A 17908-nucleotide genomic window follows, 5' to 3' on the forward strand; every position below is an offset into this window, starting at 1 on the left:
GTTTTATGACAGTCGGCGGGTGCTCGGGTCCCTACTCCCGGGCACCCGCCGGTATCATTGGATCCGTAAACAGGAAACAAAACTCGGTCGGGTGCCCATCGGCGACCCGACCGAGCCCGCTACAGCCGAGAAATACTCGGCTCCGACGAGAGGAACCCGGTGCCCGAGGCACCCACACACTTACCCGGCGCTACACCCGTCGTTTTATCCGAGGAATCGTCTGATTCCGCTGGTTCGGAGGGCTCCTCTAGCGAGCCGGGAGACAAACCCGGCGGCCCCCGTGCACACCTCAGGTGGCGATGACACATGGACATCGTTTTCACCATTCTCAGCCTGGTCGGCTTCATCGCGCTGACTGCAGGCACCGCCCTCTTCGTGGCGGCCGAATTCTCACTGACCGCGCTCGAACGCAGCACCGTCGACGAAGCTGCTCGTGGCGGCGACCGACGCTCGCGGCAGGTTCAACACGCGCACAAGACTCTCTCGTTCCAGCTCTCCGGCGCTCAGCTGGGTATCACGATCACAACCCTGATCACCGGTTACCTGGCCGAGCCCGTTCTGGCACGGTTCATCACACCGGTCACGAAGGCCGTCGGGCTCAGCGAATCCGCTGCCTCGACAACGTCTTTGATCCTGGCGCTCGTGATTGCGACCTCGTTCTCCATGATCTTCGGTGAGCTCGTACCGAAGAACCTCGCAATCTCCAAGCCGATGCCCACCGCCCGCGCGACTGCGGGCCTGCAAGCGGGCTTCTCGCTGATCTTCCGGTGGGCCATCAACGGCCTCAACGGAACCGCCAACTGGATTGTGCGACGCCTGGGCATCGAACCCGCGGAAGAATTGCGCTCGGCGCGATCACCGCAGGAACTCGGGTCCCTCGTGCGGACGTCCGCGCAGCGCGGGTCCATCGACAAGGGCACGGCGATGCTCGTCGACCGTTCGCTGCAGTTCGGTGACCGCACCGCAGAAGAGCTGATGACTCCGCGAGTGAAGATCGAATCGCTGGAACTCTCGGACACCGTCGCAGACCTGATCGTGACGGCGTCGCGAACTGGCTACTCGCGCTTCCCCGTCGTTCGCGGCGATCTCGACGACACAGTCGGCGTCGTACACATCAAACACGCGTTCACCGTTCCGGCCGAGCGCAGGCGCACGACGCGCGTCGACAGTCTGGCTCAACGTGTTCCCGTCGTGCCGTCGAGCCTGGACGGAGACACCGTCATGGAGCGGATCCGCTCCGACGGCATGCAGGTCGCGCTTGTCGTCGACGAATACGGCGGAACAGCCGGCATCGTCACGATGGAAGACCTCATCGAGGAAATCGTCGGTGATGTGCGCGACGAACACGACGAACCCGAACTCGACGTACAGCGCGTCGGCGACGGCTGGTCGTGCTCCGGTCTCCTGCGCATCGACGAGGTCACGTCGGCAACCGGATACACCGCGCCCGAAGGCGACTACGACACGCTCGGCGGTCTGGTGCTCACCGAACTGGGCCGAATCCCCGACGAGGGTGACGAAGTGGAATTGCCCGACGTCGACTCGTCCGGTGATTCCCGCGGAAAGTGGATCGCCCGAGTGACCAGTATGGACGGCCGTCGTATCGACCGAGTGACCATCACGCCGGTACCGGCACATGTCGAACCCGAATCCGCAGACGACGACACGAAGGAGTCCGACGATGAATAACCTCTTCGGTGTACTCCTCACCGTCGTGCTGCTCGCCGGTAACGCATTCTTCGTCGGTGCGGAGTTCGCGCTGATCTCCGCACGACGCGACCGCCTCGAGGCACTTGTCGCGCAGGGTAAGAAGCGGGCACTCACGGTCATCAAGGCCGGTGAGAACCTCTCGCTGATGCTTGCGGCAGCTCAGCTGGGCATCACGATCTGCTCGATCCTCCTCGGTAAGGTCGCCGAACCTGCCATCGCGCATCTCCTCGAGGTGCCGATGGAAGCCGTCGGCCTTCCCGACGGATTGCTGCACCCGATTTCGTTTGCGATCGCGCTCTCGCTGGTCGTCGTGCTGCATATCCTCCTCGGCGAAATGGTGCCCAAGAACATCGCGTTGGCGGGCCCCGAGAAGACGGCCATGCTGCTCGTTCCCGTGCATCTGGCGTTCATCAAGATCGCTCGGCCGATCATCGCGTTCTACAACCTCTGCGCCAACGGAGTGCTCAAGCTCCTGCGCGTCGAGCCCAAGGACGAACTCGACGTCACTGTCTCGGCGGTGGAGTTGTCCGCGATGATCGGTGAATCGCGATCCGAGGGTCTGATCGACGCCGAAGAACACCGGCGCTTGAAGCAGGCACTCGAATCGACAGATCGCACCGTCTCCGAGGTCCTGATCACCCTCGACAAGGTGCGGACCATTCCCCTCACGCCGTCGGGAACAACACTGGGTGAGATCGAGCGTGCGGTCATCGAGACCGGATACTCGCGTTACCCGGTCCGAGCGAGCGACGGATCGCTGGCCGGGTACGTGCACCTCAAGGATGTGCTCGACGAGGTGCTCGACGAAGCTGCCGGGCCGGACACCGTCGTTCCGACATCGGATATCCGCCCGTTGCCCATCGTTCCGCTCAGCACGCCGCTGGCCGAAGCGTTGGCCGGCCTTCGTCGGGCCAGCTCGCACCTCGGCGCAGTCACGGACGCCGACGGAGTCGTGATCGGTATCGTCGCGCTCGAGGATCTGCTCGAGGAGTACGTCGGAACGGTTCGCGACGGCACGCACCGCGGCACGGATGCTGTTCCCGGACAAAGAAACAGCTGATCGATGACACGTTCGGTGCATTCACTCGCACTCGCACAGAGCGAGTGGACGGCTCGGCGGGCACTTCACCTCGAGGAGGTGGAGAAGCTCGTCGAGCCGCACCGAGCGCGTCGTAGCGCCGGTATCTCTCACCCGGTGCACGACTTCCTCTTCACGTACTACAACTTCAAGCCCGCCCAACTGCGCCGCTGGCACCCCGGGTACGGAGTCGCACTCGAGAACGCCGGCGAATACGCAGCCTTCTCCGGCTACCGCGTCGACGATTCGGGTACCGCGACGGTCGAGTCCGCCGTGCTGGAGCGTCGGCGTCACACAGTCGAATTCGTGTGGAATCTGTTGAATCAGACGTCGGCGCGGCCCGCTGTGCTGGGTTGCTTCGGCCTCCACGAATGGGCGATGGTCTATCGCGGCGGCGAGGACGCGATCCGTCACCAGTCAGTGCCGCTGCGGCTCGGGTTCGCCGGTACAGACGCGGTCGTCGAATCCCTGCCACTCAAATGCACGCACTACGACGCGTTCCGGTTCTTCACACCGGACGCGGCCCCCAAGAACTCGCTCCCGCTTGCACGCGAAACTCAGATCGATCACGAACAGCCGGGCTGCCTGCACGCGGGTATGGATCTGTACAAGTGGAGCTTCAAGTTGTTGCCACTCGTGGATTCCGATCTGGTGATGCGGTGCTTCGAACACGCGCTCCTGGCCCGTGAACTCGACATGCGCGCGAGCCCATACGACCTCGCCGAGTACGGGTACTCCCCCATTCGTATCGAAACTCCCGCGGGCCGCGCCGAATACGTGCGTCAGCAACAACAGTTGGCGGATCGTGCTGCGCCGCTCCGCGATACGCTGGCAGAGAAGTGCCGGGAGCTTCTCGGCCACTGAACTGCCGAAAGGCGCCACATGGATCACGGGTACGGGTTCTATCTCGACGAATACCAACGTGACGTCGGGGTGCACACCGACGACCGACGCGGCCACATCGAATGCCCGGACTCGGCGGGCTTCCTTGCGGCGCACTTGCCGGTGTTCGACCTCGCTGCAGGCTCAGTCGCGGCCTTCGCCTCGGCAATTCATCGGTCAACCAGCCCGGGCGACGGACACTGGACCCTCGATCCCGAGCGCATCGCCGCGTCCTTCTCGAGCGATCGACTGTTCCGGATCGGCGGCGAACCGATCAACGGATTCTCCGAATACTCGGGGTTCTTTGCCGCCCGCGACGGTTGGGTCCGCACGCACGGCAACTATCCACACCATCGCGACCGCCTGCTCGCCTTCCTCGAACTCGACCATGGATCACCTAAAGATGCAGTGGCGCAACGGATATCAGAACTCAGCGCCATCGAGATCGAGCAGCAGGCCGCCGAGATCGGCGCCATCGCGGTCCGTGTTCGTACCGAGACCGAGTGGCGCCTGAGTGAGCAGTGCGCAGCTGCGAGGTCTGAGCCTCTGGTATCCATCCGAGTACGCGACGAGGGAAAACCTCGCACGCATCCGACGCGCCCACGTGTTCTCGACCTGACCCGCGTCATCGCCGGCCCGGTCGCGACCCGTGCCCTCGCGCTGGTCGGCGCTGACGTTCTGCGGATCGACCCTCCGGCGATCCCCGAGATCGGATGGCAGCACCTCGACAGTGGCCAGGGCAAGCGGTCGGCGCTTCTCGACCTGAAGTCCTCGGCGGAAGCGGCAGCATTCCGCGAACTCCTCGACACCGCAGACGTACTGGTCACCGGCTACCGTCCGGGCGCACTCGAAGCACTCATCGGGCAGGATCTTCCCGCCCACCTGATTCACGGGCGCGTCAGCGCATGGGGATGGGAAGGTCCGTGGGCGAATCGCCGCGGCTTCGACAGCATCGTGCAGGCCGCATCCGGTATCTCGTTCCTCGAGGGCGGCGAGAAACCGGGCGTACTTCCAGCGCAGGCCCTCGACCACTCGAGCGGATACTTCTTGGCAGCTGGGATCCTCGACGCGTTGACGCTGCGCTCGCAGGACGGCCGTGGCCGCGATGTCGACGTGTCATTGGCCAGCACCGGCGCCCGTCTTCTCGACGCACCCGGCCGAACCGTCCATCCCGGTCTACCGACCGCTCCCGGCCTGAATGCTGTTGTCAACCATGCCGACGTGACCACCGCACGACCCGCGCTGGCAGAGTTCGAGGACTACCCCGAACCATCCCATCCGTGGGGATCGGATCGGGCGGGGTGGGCACACTGAGGGACCGGCACATTCAGGGCAAGATGGACCTGTGAAGTCACATACCTACACACTCGACCTTCAGTGGACGGGCGATCTGGGAACCGGAACGTCCAGCACGCAGGGATATTCGCGCAATCATGCAATATCCGCGGTCGGAAAGCCGGAACTTCTCGGCAGCTCCGATCCCTCGTTCCGCGGTGACGCGCAGCGATGGAACCCCGAGGAACTGCTCGTTGCCTCCCTCGCCCAATGCCACATGCTCTGGTACCTCGGTCTGGCAGCTGCCGCTGGGGTCGTCGTTCTCGACTACAGCGATCAGCCGGTCGGCAGCATGATCGAGGAATCCGATGGCGGCGGCCAGTTCATCGAAGTGACGTTGAATCCGACGGTATTGGTCGCGGAGGCGTCGATGGTCGAGAAGGCCGAGGAGCTTCACGGCCCCGCACACACGAAGTGCTTCATCGCTCGGTCGGTCAACTTCCCTGTCCTGCATTCACCGACGATCCTGGTGGCCACCGATGAGTGATACGCACAAGCTCATCGTCGACGTCGACACCGGCATCGACGACTCGTTGGCGCTTCTCTATCTCCTTGCCAGCCCCGAAGCCGAGATTCTGGGGATAGCGAGCACCGCCGGCAACGTTCCGGTGGAACAGGTCGCGGCCAACAACTTGAACTGGCTTGCGCTCTGCGGCGCCCCGGACATCGAGGTTGCACTCGGCGCCCGCGAGCCACTGGTCATCCCGTTGCGCACCACCGAGGAGACTCACGGTCCGCAAGGGATCGGCCATGCCGTCCTCCCCGATTCGGGTCGCAAGCGCTCGGTCCGAACGGCCACCGACCTCTGGGTGGATCTCGTGCGTGAGTACCCCGGACAACTCACCGGATTGGTGACGGGGCCGCTCACCAACCTTGCGCTGGCGATCAGACGTGAACCCGATCTGCCGTCTCTGCTGAAGCGACTGGTCGTGATGGGTGGGTCGTTCAACTATCCGGGCAACACGACGCCGACCGCGGAGTGGAACGTCTCGGTGGATCCGCACGCCGCCAAGGAGGTGTTCGACGCGTTCTCCGTCGTACCCGCGCACCGGCGCCCGATCATCTGCGGCCTCAACGTCACCGAATCCATCGAGATGTTCCCCGAACATGTGCGTCGGCTCGCCGACGCTGCCGGGAGCACTCCGGAAGAGATCATCTCCCCTGACGACGGCCCCGACGTCCGCAGTTCCGCGTCCAACAGCGTGATCAGGCATATGTCCGACGCGATCCGGTTCTACATGGAATTCCATCGTGAATACGACCAGGGCTTTCTTGCTCACATGCATGATCCCTTTGCTGCTGCCGTCGCGCTCGATCCGAGCTTGGCGACGCTGAAGCCGGCAACGGTAGATGTCGAAACCGAGAGTCCACTGCTGATCGGAACGACGGTCGCGGACTGGGTCGGGCACTGGAAGCGTGAGCCCAACGCGGATATCGCGATCAGCACCGATCCGGCGGAATTCTTTGATCGACTTGTCCACCGAGTGGGAAATTACGCCCGCGTCGTGGGTTGACCGAGCCGGGCACCGGCTATGCTCGCATGGACAGAACACCAACGAACGAGAACAAAGGACCTGACGTGCAGATTTCCAGCCACGATGCCTCCCCGGCATTTGCGCTCGGATTGATGGCGTTCTGGCCCACTCGTCGTAGCGCATGCTTCGATCAGGCGTGTTGCTGAGCGGCGATTCTCGCTGCCTGCACCCCTGACTTTGTCGCTTCTTCGCTCGGAGTCTGTCTTCTCATGTTCAACCTTCTTTTGTTCACCCTTGTCGGCGTCGGCGCCCAGCTCGTCGACGGCGCCCTCGGTATGGCCTTCGGTGTCACCGCAACCACTCTGTTGATGATCGGTGGCCTCGGTCCGGCTCAGGCCAGCGCCGCTGTTCACCTGGCCGAGGTCGGCACCACCCTCGCTTCGGGTGTGTCGCATTGGAAGTTCAAGAACATCGACTGGAAGCTCGTCGCCAAGCTCGGTGTGCCCGGCGCAGTCGGTGCATTCATCGGCGCAACCGTGCTATCGGGTCTGTCCACCGAAGCGGCAGTCCCCATCACGGCGACGATCCTGCTGGCCATCGGTATCTATGTGGCACTTCGCTTTTCGGTCCGCCCACCGGCCGTCGCGGATGCTCGTACCACTCCGCACACTGCACGTTTCCTGTCCCCACTCGGCCTGTTCGGTGGTTTCATCGATGCATCCGGCGGTGGTGGTTGGGGTCCGATCACCACCAGCACGCTGCTCTCGCGGGGCAAGACCGCGCCGCGCACCGTGATCGGCTCGGTCAGCGCCTCGGAGTTTCTGGTCGCGTCAGCCGCGTCGCTGGGATTTCTTGTCGGATTGGGTCGTGAGTCTGCTGGAAACCTCCTCGTTGTCGCCGGTCTCGCGCTCGGCGGTGTCATCGCTGCCCCGTTCGCGGCGTGGCTGGTCAGCCGCGTGCCTGCAACCTTGCTCGGAACGGCGGTGGGCGGCGTCATCGTGTTGACCAACGCACAGAAGCTGTTCAAATCCTTCGACATCACCGGGGCGGTCACAGTGGCCGGCTACCTGGCCATTCTTGGCGCGTGGGCAGCGTTGCTGTTTTACGCGTGGAAGCGGTCCACGCTCACCCCAGCCGAGGCAGAAGGCGATTTCACGGGAGTCGAACTCGCTGTCGAGAACGAACTCACCGAGCCTGCGGTCAAACGCGAACGATAGCTCGTCACAGAAGAAATCCCGGGTATCCGCGCTCGGATACCCGGGATTTTGTTTTTTCGCCCTAGTTGCTTCCGTCGAACGCGTCGAGAATTCGCCCCGCCGCCAACGCTGCCGTCAGCGAACCGTCACGCACGCTTTGCTCGACGTCGGCCCGGATCGCGCGCACCCGATCGTTGCTCGAGAGCCTGCGTAATAGCTGATCGTTGACCATCGTCCAGGTCCAATCGACCTGTTGCTTGCGACGCTTCTCCTCGAACTGTCCTGCTTCGGTGAGCACCTCACGGTGTTTGGTGACAGTTCCCCAGAACTCGTCCAGCCCGACACCCTCGAGGCCGCTCATCGTGATGACGGGCGGCTTCCAGATGGCGTCGTGCGGGTAGATCAGGCGAAGCGCTCCGGCCAATTCGCGGGCAGCACCCTTTGCCTCGCGCTCATGCTTTCCATCGGCCTTGTTGACCGCCACCAGATCTGCGAGCTCGAGGACACCCTTCTTGATGCCCTGGAGCTGATCACCGGTACGAGCGAGGGTCAGGAACGTAAAGCAGTCCACCATGTTGGCAACAGTGACTTCGGACTGGCCGACACCCACCGTCTCCACCAGGATGACGTCGAAACCGGCAGCTTCGAGAAGCACGATGGTCTCGCGGGTTGCCTTGGCAACACCACCGAGCGTGCCGGACGTCGGTGACGGCCGGATGTACGCATTCGGTTCGACGGTGAGCCGAGCCATGCGTGTCTTGTCGCCGAGAATCGAGCCGCCGGTGCGGGTGGACGACGGATCGACCGCCAACACCGCAACCCGATGTCCCTTGCCCAGCAAGTACATTCCGAGCGCGTCGATGAACGTCGACTTGCCGACGCCGGGAACGCCGGTGATGCCGATCCGGTGCGCTCCCCCGGCCTCGGGCAGCAACTTCAGCAGAAGCTGCTGTGCAAGGGCCCGGTGGTCGTCGCGAGTGGACTCGACGAGGGTGATCGCCCGAGCGAGGCCGGCACGCTGATTTCCGCGCACCGCCTCGGCGAGGGAATCAATGTCGATGGGCTGACGTGCCATCTTCAGTGACCCCCTTCTCAGCTGTGGTCGTGACCCAGTTGGGCGGAGAGCTTCTCCAACAATCCGCTGGCAGCGTCGGCGATGACGGTTCCGGGCGGGAAGATGGCAGCAGCGCCGGCCTCGTAGAGTTCGTCGAAGTCACCGGGCGGAATGACGCCGCCGACGACGATCATGATGTCGGGTCGACCGGCCGCAGCCAGAGCCTCCCGCAGCGCCGGAACCAAGGTGAGGTGACCGGCTGCCAACGACGACACACCGACTACGTGGACGTCGTTGTCGGCCGCCTGATTGGCGACCTCTTCGGGGGTCTGGAACAGCGGTCCGACGTCGACGTCGAATCCGATGTCCGCGAAGGCCGTGGAGATGACCTTCTGGCCACGGTCGTGACCGTCCTGGCCCATCTTCGCGACGAGAATACGGGGACGACGTCCCTCGTCCTCGGCGAACTTCTCGACCAGTTCCATCGCCTTGCTGATGTTGCTCACCGTTCCTGCCTCGTCGCGGTACACACCACTGATGGTGCGGATCTCGGCCTGGTGGCGTCCGTACACCTTTTCGAGGGCGTCGGAAATCTCGCCGACCGTAGCCATCGCACGGGCGGCGACAACAGCGAGGGCGAGGAGGTTGTTCTCCATGCCGCCTTCGGTGGATCCGGCAGCGCGGGTGAGGTTCGCGAGTGCGGCCTCGACGGCTTCCGGATCACGTTCTGCGCGAAGGCGAACCAGCTTCTCGAGCTGTTCCTTGCGGACCTTGGAGTTCTCGACCTTGAGAACTTCGATGGTGTCGACCTCGTCGGGAACGTACTTGTTGACGCCGACGAGCGGCTGCCGACCGGAGTCGATGCGTGCCTGGGTGCGGGCGGCAGCTTCCTCGATGCGCAGCTTCGGGATGCCTTCGTTGATGGCCTGAGCCATTCCGCCGGCTTCCTCGACCTCTTCGATGTGCTTACGAGCCCGGTTGGCGAGTTCGTTGGTGAGCCACTCGACGTAGTACGAGCCGCCCCACGGGTCGATGGGACGCACTGTGCCGGATTCCTGCTGCAGCAGCAACTGGGTGTTACGGGCGATGCGGGCGGAGAAGTCCGTCGGCAGTGCGATGGCCTCGTCGAGTGCGTTGGTGTGCAGCGACTGAGTGTGGCCCTGGGTCGCAGCCATGGCTTCGACGCAGGTACGCGGAACGTTGTTGAAGACGTCCTGCGCGGTCAGAGACCAGCCCGAGGTCTGCGAGTGGGTACGCAGCGAGAGCGACTTCGCGCTCTTGGGATCGAACTTGGCAACAAGCTCGGCCCACAGGAGGCGTCCGGCGCGGAGCTTGGCGACCTCCATGAAGAAGTTCATGCCGATGGCCCAGAAGAAGGACAGGCGCGGTGCGAACTTGTCGATGTCCATACCGGCGTCGAGGCCGGCGCGGATGTACTCGACGCCGTCCGCAAGGGTGTACGCCAGTTCCAGATCGGCCGTCGCTCCGGCTTCCTGGATGTGGTAGCCCGAGATGGAGATGGAGTTGTACTTCGGCATTTCCGCGCTGGAGTACGCGAAGATGTCCGAGATGATCCGCATCGAGGGCTTGGGCGGATAGATGTAGGTGTTACGAACCATGAACTCTTTGAGGATGTCGTTCTGGATCGTTCCGGCCAGCTTGTCCGGGGTGACGCCTTGCTCGCCTGCCGCAGCGACGTACAGCGCGAGAATCGGGAGCACAGCGCCGTTCATCGTCATCGAGACCGACACCTGCGAGAGGTCGATTCCGTCGAAGAGCTGACGCATGTCGAGGATGGAATCGATTGCGACACCGGCCATTCCGACGTCACCCGCAACGCGAGGATGATCGGAGTCGTAGCCGCGGTGTGTGGCGAGGTCGAAGGCAACCGAGAGGCCCTTCTGACCGGCCGCGAGGTTACGACGGTAGAACGCATTCGACTCCGCGGCAGTGGAGAATCCGGCGTACTGGCGAATGGTCCACGGCTGGTTCACGTACATGGTCGGGTACGGACCACGCAGGAACGGCGCTGCGCCCGGGAAGCTGTCGAGCGGGTAACCGGACTCGGCGGCGGCCGTGCGGTCCGCACCGGTGTACACCGGCTTGACGTCGATGCCTTCCGGGGTGGACCAGACAACCTGCTCGGCGGCGTAGTTGTTGGCGTTTGCGCCCTCTTCGATGAGCGCCTGTGCCTGCTCGACCGACGGCGGTGTGGGTGCCGGAGACTGCGGGTCCTCGAGTGGGACCTCGGCGAAACTGCCGATCACGTGCTTGACCTCTCGTGTCGTCACTTGGAGCTTCCCGTCTCGATGAAGTCGAGCAGTTCGGTCAGAGCCGACACTGCGTCGATGCGGGCTGTGAGGAATCCGTCCGGGCGAGAATCGCCGGTCGCGTCGGCGACTGCCTTTTCCGGTCCTGCGAGCAGCACCTTGGTGATGCCTGCAGCGCGAAGTTCGGCGACGGCCGCTGCGGCGCTCTCGCCGTAGCGCTTGTCCGTGCCGCACAGCACCGCGACGGTGGCACCGGAAGCCTTGACGGCTGCGGAGATGGCTTCTGCGCTTACCTCGAGGGGGCCGGGGTTGACTGCGTCGATACCACCCGAAGCGAGCAGGTTGGACGCAAACGTGGTGCGCACGTTGTGTTCTGCAACCGAGCCCAGCGGCGCGAGAAGCGCAGTGGGACGGGCGCCGCCGGCGGCGAGGAACGCGTCCGAACGGTCACGAAGCGCTTCGAATGCAGCTGCGTAGCGGGCGACGGACTGGCCGGGCTCGACGGCTTCGGCGGACAGCGGCGTTTCGCCGAGGTTCGGGAACTCGTTGACACCGGTGACCGTGGTCTTACGGTGTGCGATGTCGGAGTCGCGCTTGGCCTTCGTGGCAGCGATACGACCGGAGACGATTCCCGCTTCGAGTGCCGCCAGATATCCGCCGGCTGCTTCGATTTCCTGGAAGAACTCCCACGCGGTGGCGGCGATCTGCTGCGTCAGGTCCTCGACGTACCAGGAGCCCGCCGACGGATCGAGCACGCGGCCCAGGTGCGACTCCTCGAGGAGAAGCAACTGCGTGTTGCGCGCGATGCGCGAGGAGAAGGACTTGCTGACACCGAGGGTGCCGTCGGCCAGGGCGACGTCGAACGGAAGAACAGTCACTGCATCTGCTCCGCCGACGCCGGCGCCGAATGCGGCGAGGGTCGTGCGCAGCATGTTCACCCAGGGATCACGCTGAGCCATCATCGCGGCGGAGGTGACTGCGTGCTGCGGCGCTCCACCGAAGTCGGAAGCTCCACAGACCTGAGCGATGCGGGCCCACACGAGACGTGCGGCGCGGAACTTCGCAATGGTCTGGAACTGATCGTCGGTTGCCGAGTAGCGGAAAGCCAACTGCGACAACGCAGCACCGATGGTCAGACCGCTCTCTGCGGTGAGTGCGCGGAGGTATTCGAGTCCGGCGGCAATCGCGGCTCCGAGTTCCTCGGCGTCGCCGGCACCCGCGTTGTGGAAGGCCGTGCCGTCGACGGTGATCGCGTGCACGGTTTCCGCGCGAGCTGCAGCGAGGGCGGCCAACTCGACGGCGCCTGCAAATTCGACGTCGGCTGCGCCTGAGAACGAACTGGTCAGCGGCGCTGCACCGAGGTGAACTCGGATACTGCTGCGATCACTGACGCCGTCGCCGGCTTCGCCGCGAGCATCGAGGAGAGAGAATAGTGCGCGGGCTGCATCGTTCACCTCGGCGCCTGCGTCGAGCGTGAGCGGTGCGAGGTCGAGAAGAACGCCCTCGAGCGCAGCGGCGAGGTCGGTGACCGGAACGCCGTCGGCGCCCACCTTCAACCAGAGTGCGCTGACTCCGTTTTCGAGGGCGTCCAGGACGGCGCGATTAGTCTCGGCCGCCGAAGCGGTTCCGAATGCAGCGGAAACCAACCAACCGGCATTGACATCACGGTGAGCGTCGACGCCACGCACGTACGGAAACGTGCCCGGCAAGCTCTGCTCGGGACGCTCGTCGCGTGGGCTGTAGAGCGGTGCGACAGTGACACCGTCGTAGGTGACGGTTTCGAGCAGTTTCTGTGGCTCGGGGCCCAGCTCTGCCGCATCGACTCTGCGGGACTTGGCGAGCACACCGGCTACGGAGCGCTGCCACTCCGCGTACGCCTGCTCGACAGCCTCGGCTTCTGAAGCTAATGACACTGTGTCCGCTCCCTCTCATTTTTTGCGTGAGCGCTTTACCGATAATCGGATTTGTTCGTTAGTTCTGTGATGCTAACCCGCGGTTGAGCCCAGATATCGTGAGGATCACGTCATGTTCTTCACAGGGCTGTTCGCGGCCACTTTCCGACCGGTCAGACGACGTGCAGATTCGGTCGTTCGTGCACGTGTGACCGGCCCTTACCTAGCGATTGTTCAGCATGTTTACGGGTTACCCGCGAGTTCGTTTCACTGGCCGGGACTACAGGTGAAGGCCACTCCGAAAGCCTAGTGGTTTTCGTCACAGCGCCGTTTCATTGTCGCCTGGAGCACTTCGCTTTCCCGCCCCCGTGGCAATGTTCGACTCACGATTGCGGGTCGGCAGTCGGCCCGGTTCACCGTTCGCAGGTAGCCTTGTGACCTGTGATGGGACGCCTGCTGGACCGAAGATTGATCGCAATAGTCCTGGTAGTGCTCGCTTTGTTCCTCGCAGCCCTCCTCGCCCCACATCCCACGGTGTCCCAGGTGCGAGAGTGGGCGGACTCGGTTGGCCCGGCGTTTCCCCTCGTGTTCTTCCTGGTTCATTCGATAGTCACCGTCGCGCCGTTCCCGCGCACTGTCTTCACCCTCAGTGCGGGGGTTCTTTTCGGCTCGGTGACCGGCATCGCCCTTACCGTGGCGGCAACGACTGTGAGCGCGGTTCTGGCCCTCTACCTGGTCCGCGCGATCGGCCGTGACGTCGTGTGGCAACGGATTTCGAGTCCGACGATCCGGCGGGTGGACGAACGGATCGAAAAGCGGGGGTGGCTGGCCGTCGGCTCTCTGCGCTTGATCGCGTTTGTCCCCTTCTCGGTGGTGAACTACTGCTGCGGCATTTCGTCGATCCGGATCGTGCCCTACATCCTTGCCACCGTCGTCGGCATCTTGCCCGGCACTGTTGGGATTGTCGTTCTGGGCGATGCGCTCTCCGGCGAAGCCGATCCTCGTCTCCTGATTCTGTCCGGGATCTGCATTGCGATCGGCATCGCCGGTCTGGTGTTCGACGCTCGCCGTCAGCCTTCGCCGGGCGAAACCATCGTCGACAGCGGTCAACCTCAAGAGGTTGATTTGATTGAGTCAACCCAAAACGATTGACTATTGACAGTCAACTATCTAGCATTGACCAATGTTCGTACTGACAGTGGATCAGCGAGGTAGCCGACGCGATGTCGACCGCGTCGGGGACATCATCGACGACATGGCCGATCGCAGGCTCCTGCGGCCGTTCGAGCGCACGGCGGGCGACGAGATTCAAGCGGTGACCGACGATCCGGCTCTACTCGTCCTCGTCGCACTCGAGCTGATTCGGCGCGAGCACTGGAGTGTCGGGATCGGGATCGGTCCCGTCGAGCAGCCTCTCCCACGGCAGACCCGGGCCGGACGCGGACCGGCATTCGAAGCTGCTCGGATCGCCGTCGAGCGAGCCAAGCGAGCTCCGGCCAGAATTGCCGTCGAACAGGCGCCGGCCGACAGCTCACGCGACGAACTCGCCGCCGATGTCGATGCCGCGTTCACCTTGCTCGGAACGATTGTCACGAGACAGACGAAGGACGGACGCGAAGCCATCGCTCTGATGGACAGCGGACTCACTCAGGTCAGCGCGGCGGCCCACCTCGGAATCACCAAACAGGCCATGTCCAAGCGACTCCTGACAGCCGGGTGGCACGCAGAACTCGCCGGGCGCAGACTCGCAGAACGACTTTTGGTCAGACTCCAGCCCTAGACTGCTCACGCTCGCACCGGTACAAACTCGTCGACACAGCAGGGGGCTCGAATACATGGTCGTTCTGGCGTTGATCGCGCTCGCCGTCGCCGCCGCGGCACCAGCAGTTGCAGCGGCACTGGGACCGCTCAGTCGTGGTCGACTGGAAGTCCCCGAATGGGCGTCGTCCGTGGTGGCTCTTCCGGCGCTGGGTGTTGCCGCACTGGCATCGACCCGAACGACCCCGGTCACCGGTTTCGCTCTCGGGGCGACGCTTGTCCTGTGCGTACTTGCCGCCGCCACGGCCGGTGCACCGTTGGTACTTGCCACCTTCAAGATCGCTCGTCGCCAACCGGACGGGAGCCCGGCACCGGACGCCGGACCTCTTCGCGGCGGACGTGTGATCGGCATCCTCGAACGGCTCGCGGTGGCGGCGTCGATTCTCGCAACCTGGCCGGAGGGGATCGCGATCGTCTTGGCAGTCAAGGGGCTCGCACGGTACCCGGAACTTCGCGAACCTCACGCGTCCGAGCAGTTCATCATGGGAACTTTCGTCAGTGTCCTCTGGGCGATCGCTGTATGCGGAACGGGACGGGCACTCATCACGTAGGTGACGAGTGCCCGTCCCGATTACTACGAGAGGAGCCTACCGGCGCTGGCCGCCCTCCGGCGGCTGATCCTGGTAGGGGTACTTCTGCTGGAACTCTTCGCGTTCGGACGGCAGCGGTAGCTGACCGGGCCAAGGATTTTCACTCTGCTGCGGCAGCGCGGGATCTACGAATCCGGGCTGCTCGGGCGCACTTTCACGGAGGTGCCTGACCGCAGCTGCCGGATCTTCGACGGGAGTACGTGCAGCAACTTCAGCGGCGCGGACTGCTTCTGCGATAGCCGGATCGGATTTCGTTTCGAACCACTCCGCCACCTCAGCTGAATCGTCCTCAGGGTTGGGAAGATTCTCTTCGGCGGCCGGCGGCTCGTAACGGAAGACACCGTCCTGCCCCTGCGCGCCAAGCGTTTTCGCAAATCCCTTCAGTGCGTCACCGAAGTCGCTGGGCACGAGCCACACCTTGTTCGCATCGCCTTGCGCCATCTGCGGCAAGGTCTGAAGATACTGGTATGCAAGCAATTCCGGAGTCGGCTTACCGGACTTGATAGCAGCAAAGACCTTCTCGATGGCCTTGGCCTCGCCTTGGGCCTGCAAGTACTTGGCCGCGCGGTCACCTTGAGCCCGAAGAATCTGGGACTGACGCTCACCCTCGGCATTGAGGATCGAGGCCTGCTTGTTGCCCTCGGCGGAAAGAATCTGGCTCTGCTTGGCACCCTCGGCTGTCTTGATAGCGGATTCGCGGTGGCCTTCAGCCGTCAGAATCATCGCGCGCTTCTCGCGGTCCGCCTTCATCTGCTTTTCCATCGACTCCTGGATGGAGGGCGGAGGATCGATGCTCTTGAGTTCGACGCGGGCCACTCGCAGGCCCCAGCGGCCGGTCGCCTCGTCGAGGACACCACGAAGCTGACCATTGATGGAATCACGCGAGGTCAGCGTCTCTTCGAGGGTCATTCCGCCGACGACGTTTCGCAGCGTCGTGGTTGTCAACTGCTCGACGGCAGCGATGTAGTTGCTGATCTCGTACACCGCAGCTTGCGGATTGGTGACCTGGAAGTACACCACCGTGTCGATGGACAGTGTCAGGTTGTCCTGGGTGATCACCGGTTGCGGTGGGAAGGAGACCACCCGCTCACGAAGATCCACCTTGGCGCGCACACGATCGGCGAACGGGATCAAGAATGTGAGCTGACCGGACACCGTCTTCGAATACCTACCGAGCCGCTCGATCACCGCGGCTTCTGCCTGCGGTACCAGTGCTACCGACTTCGCGACCACCAAGATCACGAATAGCACCAACACACCGAGCACTATGAGTGCTGCCATTAAGGTCCCCTCCAGACGACTGCTGTTGCGCCGTTGATTTCCATCACCGTCACCTTGGTGCCCGGCGGGTACACCTCGGTGGTGTCGTACGGCCTGGCAGTCCACACCTCGCCGTCCAACTTGATCTGCCCGGAATGCTCGCCCACTTCTTCCAGAACCAGAGCGTGTTTACCTTCGAGTGCCTGAATTCCGGTCGGGGTCGGTGGCGGACTACCGAAGCGACGCAACATGATCGGTCGCACGCCCAGGACGAGGGCGGCGGAGAACACTCCGAACATGACGGCGTCGACCCACACCGGGAAGTCGGTGACAGCACTGACACCGGCAGTAGCGAGCGCCCCACCGGCGAGCATCAGCAGGAAGAAATCCCCCACCAGCGCTTCGGCCCCGGCGAGCACCAGTGCTCCGATCAGCCAAATAAGTGCAGCCACAACACCATCTAACCAGAATGTGTGACCCAGGCCGCCGCTACGTCAGTTCGGCTCGGTAACGAAATCGACAAGTTGTTCGACGGCACCGATCAAGGGAGCTTCCAGATCGCGGAAGCTCTCGACCGAGTTGTAGACCCGCCGCCAGCCCTCCTGAGGTGTCCCCCAGCCCAGTTCGCGGCAGATTCCCGTCTTCCAATCCTCGCCGCGTGGAATCTTCGGCCAGGAGGCGATTCCGACAGATTTGGGACGAACGGCCTCCCACACGTCGATGTACGGATGTCCGGTCACCAACACGTTCGGGCCGAGGCCCTGAGTCAGTTGGGTTTCCTTGGAACCGGTGACCAGGTGGTCGACGAGGACACCGACACGGCGGCCGGGGCCCGGCCCGAATTCGGCAAGCCGCTCCCCCAGATTGTCGAGCCCTTCGAGATGTTCGACGACAACACCTTCGACGCGAAGGTCATGGCCCCACACCCGCTCGACGAGGGCAGCATCGTGTACTCCCTCCACCCAGATCCGGCTGGGCAGTGCCGTGCGTGCACGTAAGCCTTCGACTCGGGTCGAACCCGAAGCCGATCGTGCGGGTTTGGTGGACGCGGGCTTGGGGGCCGGGCGAACGAGGGTGACCGGTGAGCCGTCGATGAGGAAGGCCGCCTCGCGCATCGCGAACAACCGCGTCCGGGAACGCCCGTCCTCGAGTCGCACGAAATCGCCGTCGTACGTGCGCTCGAAACCGACTACCGCACCGCAGAATCCTGTCGCCGCATCCTCGACGACAAGATCACGTTCGGCCGCCACTTCAGGCGTCACGCGCTTCTGTTTGCGGGTATGACCCGCAAAAATGTCACCGTATCCGTTGCCACCGCTCACGCCGGATCACGCTAGGTCACAACGCC

General features: G+C 63.7%; 16 protein-coding genes. 10 read left to right on the top strand and 6 right to left on the bottom strand.

What is annotated here, in order from left to right:
* Positions 1 to 306 precede the first annotated feature (306 nt).
* The 7 genes from QMA15_RS09080 to QMA15_RS09110 all read left to right on the top strand — a co-directional run bounded on the left by QMA15_RS09080 (position 307) and on the right by QMA15_RS09110 (position 7697).
* Entirely contained in the window at positions 307 to 1689 is a 1383-nt protein-coding gene (locus QMA15_RS09080; protein WP_019748444.1) for a hemolysin family protein, read from the top strand.
* A complete protein-coding gene (locus QMA15_RS09085; protein ID WP_003944826.1) occupies positions 1682 to 2770 on the top strand; it encodes a hemolysin family protein in 1089 nt (362 codons plus the stop codon). The genes QMA15_RS09080 and QMA15_RS09085 overlap by 8 nt, the downstream gene beginning before the upstream one ends.
* Before the next feature lie 3 nt (positions 2771 to 2773).
* Positions 2774 to 3652 carry a hypothetical protein gene (locus tag QMA15_RS09090; protein WP_060938561.1) on the top strand — a complete coding sequence of 293 codons (879 nt, stop codon included), beginning with the start codon at positions 2774 to 2776 and terminating at the stop codon, positions 3650 to 3652.
* Between the two features lie 18 nt (positions 3653 to 3670).
* Complete coding sequence (locus tag QMA15_RS09095) at positions 3671 to 4984, top strand: CoA transferase (protein ID WP_279163902.1); 1314 nt, start codon at positions 3671 to 3673, stop codon at positions 4982 to 4984.
* A 31-nt stretch (positions 4985 to 5015) separates the two neighbouring features.
* A complete protein-coding gene (locus tag QMA15_RS09100; RefSeq protein WP_019748441.1) occupies positions 5016 to 5492 on the top strand; it encodes an OsmC family protein in 477 nt (158 codons plus the stop codon).
* Positions 5485 to 6519: a nucleoside hydrolase gene (locus tag QMA15_RS09105; protein ID WP_259120881.1), complete on the top strand. Its 1035-nt coding sequence runs from the start codon at positions 5485 to 5487 to the stop codon at positions 6517 to 6519. The genes QMA15_RS09100 and QMA15_RS09105 overlap by 8 nt, the downstream gene beginning before the upstream one ends.
* A gap of 230 nt (positions 6520 to 6749) precedes the next feature.
* Positions 6750 to 7697 (top strand): sulfite exporter TauE/SafE family protein, encoded by a 948-nt coding sequence (locus QMA15_RS09110; RefSeq protein ID WP_019748438.1) that lies wholly within the window; start codon positions 6750 to 6752, stop codon positions 7695 to 7697.
* Between the two features lie 61 nt (positions 7698 to 7758).
* On the opposite strand, the gene meaB is transcribed toward QMA15_RS09110, so the two are convergent.
* From meaB to mutA, 3 genes are read right to left on the bottom strand one after another with little or no spacing between them, the layout of a single operon-like run.
* Positions 7759 to 8751 (bottom strand): methylmalonyl Co-A mutase-associated GTPase MeaB, encoded by a 993-nt coding sequence (gene meaB / locus QMA15_RS09115; protein ID WP_003945003.1) that lies wholly within the window; start codon positions 8749 to 8751, stop codon positions 7759 to 7761.
* Between the two features lie 17 nt (positions 8752 to 8768).
* Positions 8769 to 11021 carry a methylmalonyl-CoA mutase gene (gene scpA, locus QMA15_RS09120; protein WP_279163903.1) on the bottom strand — a complete coding sequence of 751 codons (2253 nt, stop codon included), beginning with the start codon at positions 11019 to 11021 and terminating at the stop codon, positions 8769 to 8771.
* Positions 11018 to 12913 carry a methylmalonyl-CoA mutase small subunit gene (gene mutA / locus QMA15_RS09125; RefSeq protein WP_279163904.1) on the bottom strand — a complete coding sequence of 632 codons (1896 nt, stop codon included), beginning with the start codon at positions 12911 to 12913 and terminating at the stop codon, positions 11018 to 11020. Before mutA ends, scpA begins: the two co-directional genes overlap by 4 nt.
* A 423-nt stretch (positions 12914 to 13336) precedes the next feature.
* Between mutA and QMA15_RS09130 the strand changes: the two genes are divergently transcribed.
* Genes QMA15_RS09130 through QMA15_RS09140 form a run of 3 tightly spaced genes read left to right on the top strand, consistent with a single transcriptional unit; the run spans position 13337 to position 15261 of the window.
* A complete protein-coding gene (locus tag QMA15_RS09130; RefSeq protein ID WP_166655130.1) occupies positions 13337 to 14044 on the top strand; it encodes a TVP38/TMEM64 family protein in 708 nt (235 codons plus the stop codon).
* A 31-nt stretch (positions 14045 to 14075) separates the two neighbouring features.
* Positions 14076 to 14672 (top strand): hypothetical protein, encoded by a 597-nt coding sequence (locus tag QMA15_RS09135; protein ID WP_003944858.1) that lies wholly within the window; start codon positions 14076 to 14078, stop codon positions 14670 to 14672.
* A 55-nt stretch (positions 14673 to 14727) separates the two neighbouring features.
* A complete protein-coding gene (locus QMA15_RS09140; protein WP_003944797.1) occupies positions 14728 to 15261 on the top strand; it encodes a hypothetical protein in 534 nt (177 codons plus the stop codon).
* A 36-nt stretch (positions 15262 to 15297) separates the two neighbouring features.
* Here QMA15_RS09140 and QMA15_RS09145 read toward each other — a convergent pair whose 3' ends face one another.
* Genes QMA15_RS09145 through QMA15_RS09155 form a run of 3 tightly spaced genes read right to left on the bottom strand, consistent with a single transcriptional unit; the run spans position 15298 to position 17882 of the window.
* The gene (locus QMA15_RS09145; protein WP_003944935.1) at positions 15298 to 16581 is read right to left on the bottom strand and encodes an SPFH domain-containing protein; all 1284 of its coding nucleotides are present in this window, start codon (positions 16579 to 16581) and stop codon (positions 15298 to 15300) included.
* Positions 16581 to 17012: an NfeD family protein gene (locus QMA15_RS09150; protein ID WP_113683626.1), complete on the bottom strand. Its 432-nt coding sequence runs from the start codon at positions 17010 to 17012 to the stop codon at positions 16581 to 16583. The genes QMA15_RS09145 and QMA15_RS09150 overlap by 1 nt, the downstream gene beginning before the upstream one ends.
* 42 nt (positions 17013 to 17054) lie before the next feature.
* A complete protein-coding gene (locus tag QMA15_RS09155; protein WP_003944813.1) occupies positions 17055 to 17882 on the bottom strand; it encodes a DUF3097 domain-containing protein in 828 nt (275 codons plus the stop codon).
* Positions 17883 to 17908 lie beyond the last annotated feature (26 nt).

Origin of the sequence: Rhodococcus sp. APC 3903 (assembly GCF_030407755.1) — a bacterium.
GTDB classification, from domain to species: domain Bacteria; phylum Actinomycetota; class Actinomycetes; order Mycobacteriales; family Mycobacteriaceae; genus Rhodococcus_F; species Rhodococcus_F erythropolis.

Coding starts and splice junctions, on each gene's coding strand:
- QMA15_RS09080 (WP_019748444.1), top strand. CDS start 307: ATGGACATCGTTTTCACCATTCTCAGCCTGGTCGGCTTCATCGCGCTG.
- QMA15_RS09085 (WP_003944826.1), top strand. CDS start 1,682: ATGAATAACCTCTTCGGTGTACTCCTCACCGTCGTGCTGCTCGCCGGT.
- QMA15_RS09090 (WP_060938561.1), top strand. CDS start 2,774: ATGACACGTTCGGTGCATTCACTCGCACTCGCACAGAGCGAGTGGACG.
- QMA15_RS09095 (WP_279163902.1), top strand. CDS start 3,671: ATGGATCACGGGTACGGGTTCTATCTCGACGAATACCAACGTGACGTC.
- QMA15_RS09105 (WP_259120881.1), top strand. CDS start 5,485: ATGAGTGATACGCACAAGCTCATCGTCGACGTCGACACCGGCATCGAC.
- QMA15_RS09110 (WP_019748438.1), top strand. CDS start 6,750: ATGTTCAACCTTCTTTTGTTCACCCTTGTCGGCGTCGGCGCCCAGCTC.
- meaB (WP_003945003.1), bottom strand. CDS start 8,751: ATGGCACGTCAGCCCATCGACATTGATTCCCTCGCCGAGGCGGTGCGC.
- QMA15_RS09130 (WP_166655130.1), top strand. CDS start 13,337: ATGGGACGCCTGCTGGACCGAAGATTGATCGCAATAGTCCTGGTAGTG.
- QMA15_RS09135 (WP_003944858.1), top strand. CDS start 14,076: ATGTTCGTACTGACAGTGGATCAGCGAGGTAGCCGACGCGATGTCGAC.
- QMA15_RS09140 (WP_003944797.1), top strand. CDS start 14,728: ATGGTCGTTCTGGCGTTGATCGCGCTCGCCGTCGCCGCCGCGGCACCA.
- QMA15_RS09145 (WP_003944935.1), bottom strand. CDS start 16,581: ATGGCAGCACTCATAGTGCTCGGTGTGTTGGTGCTATTCGTGATCTTG.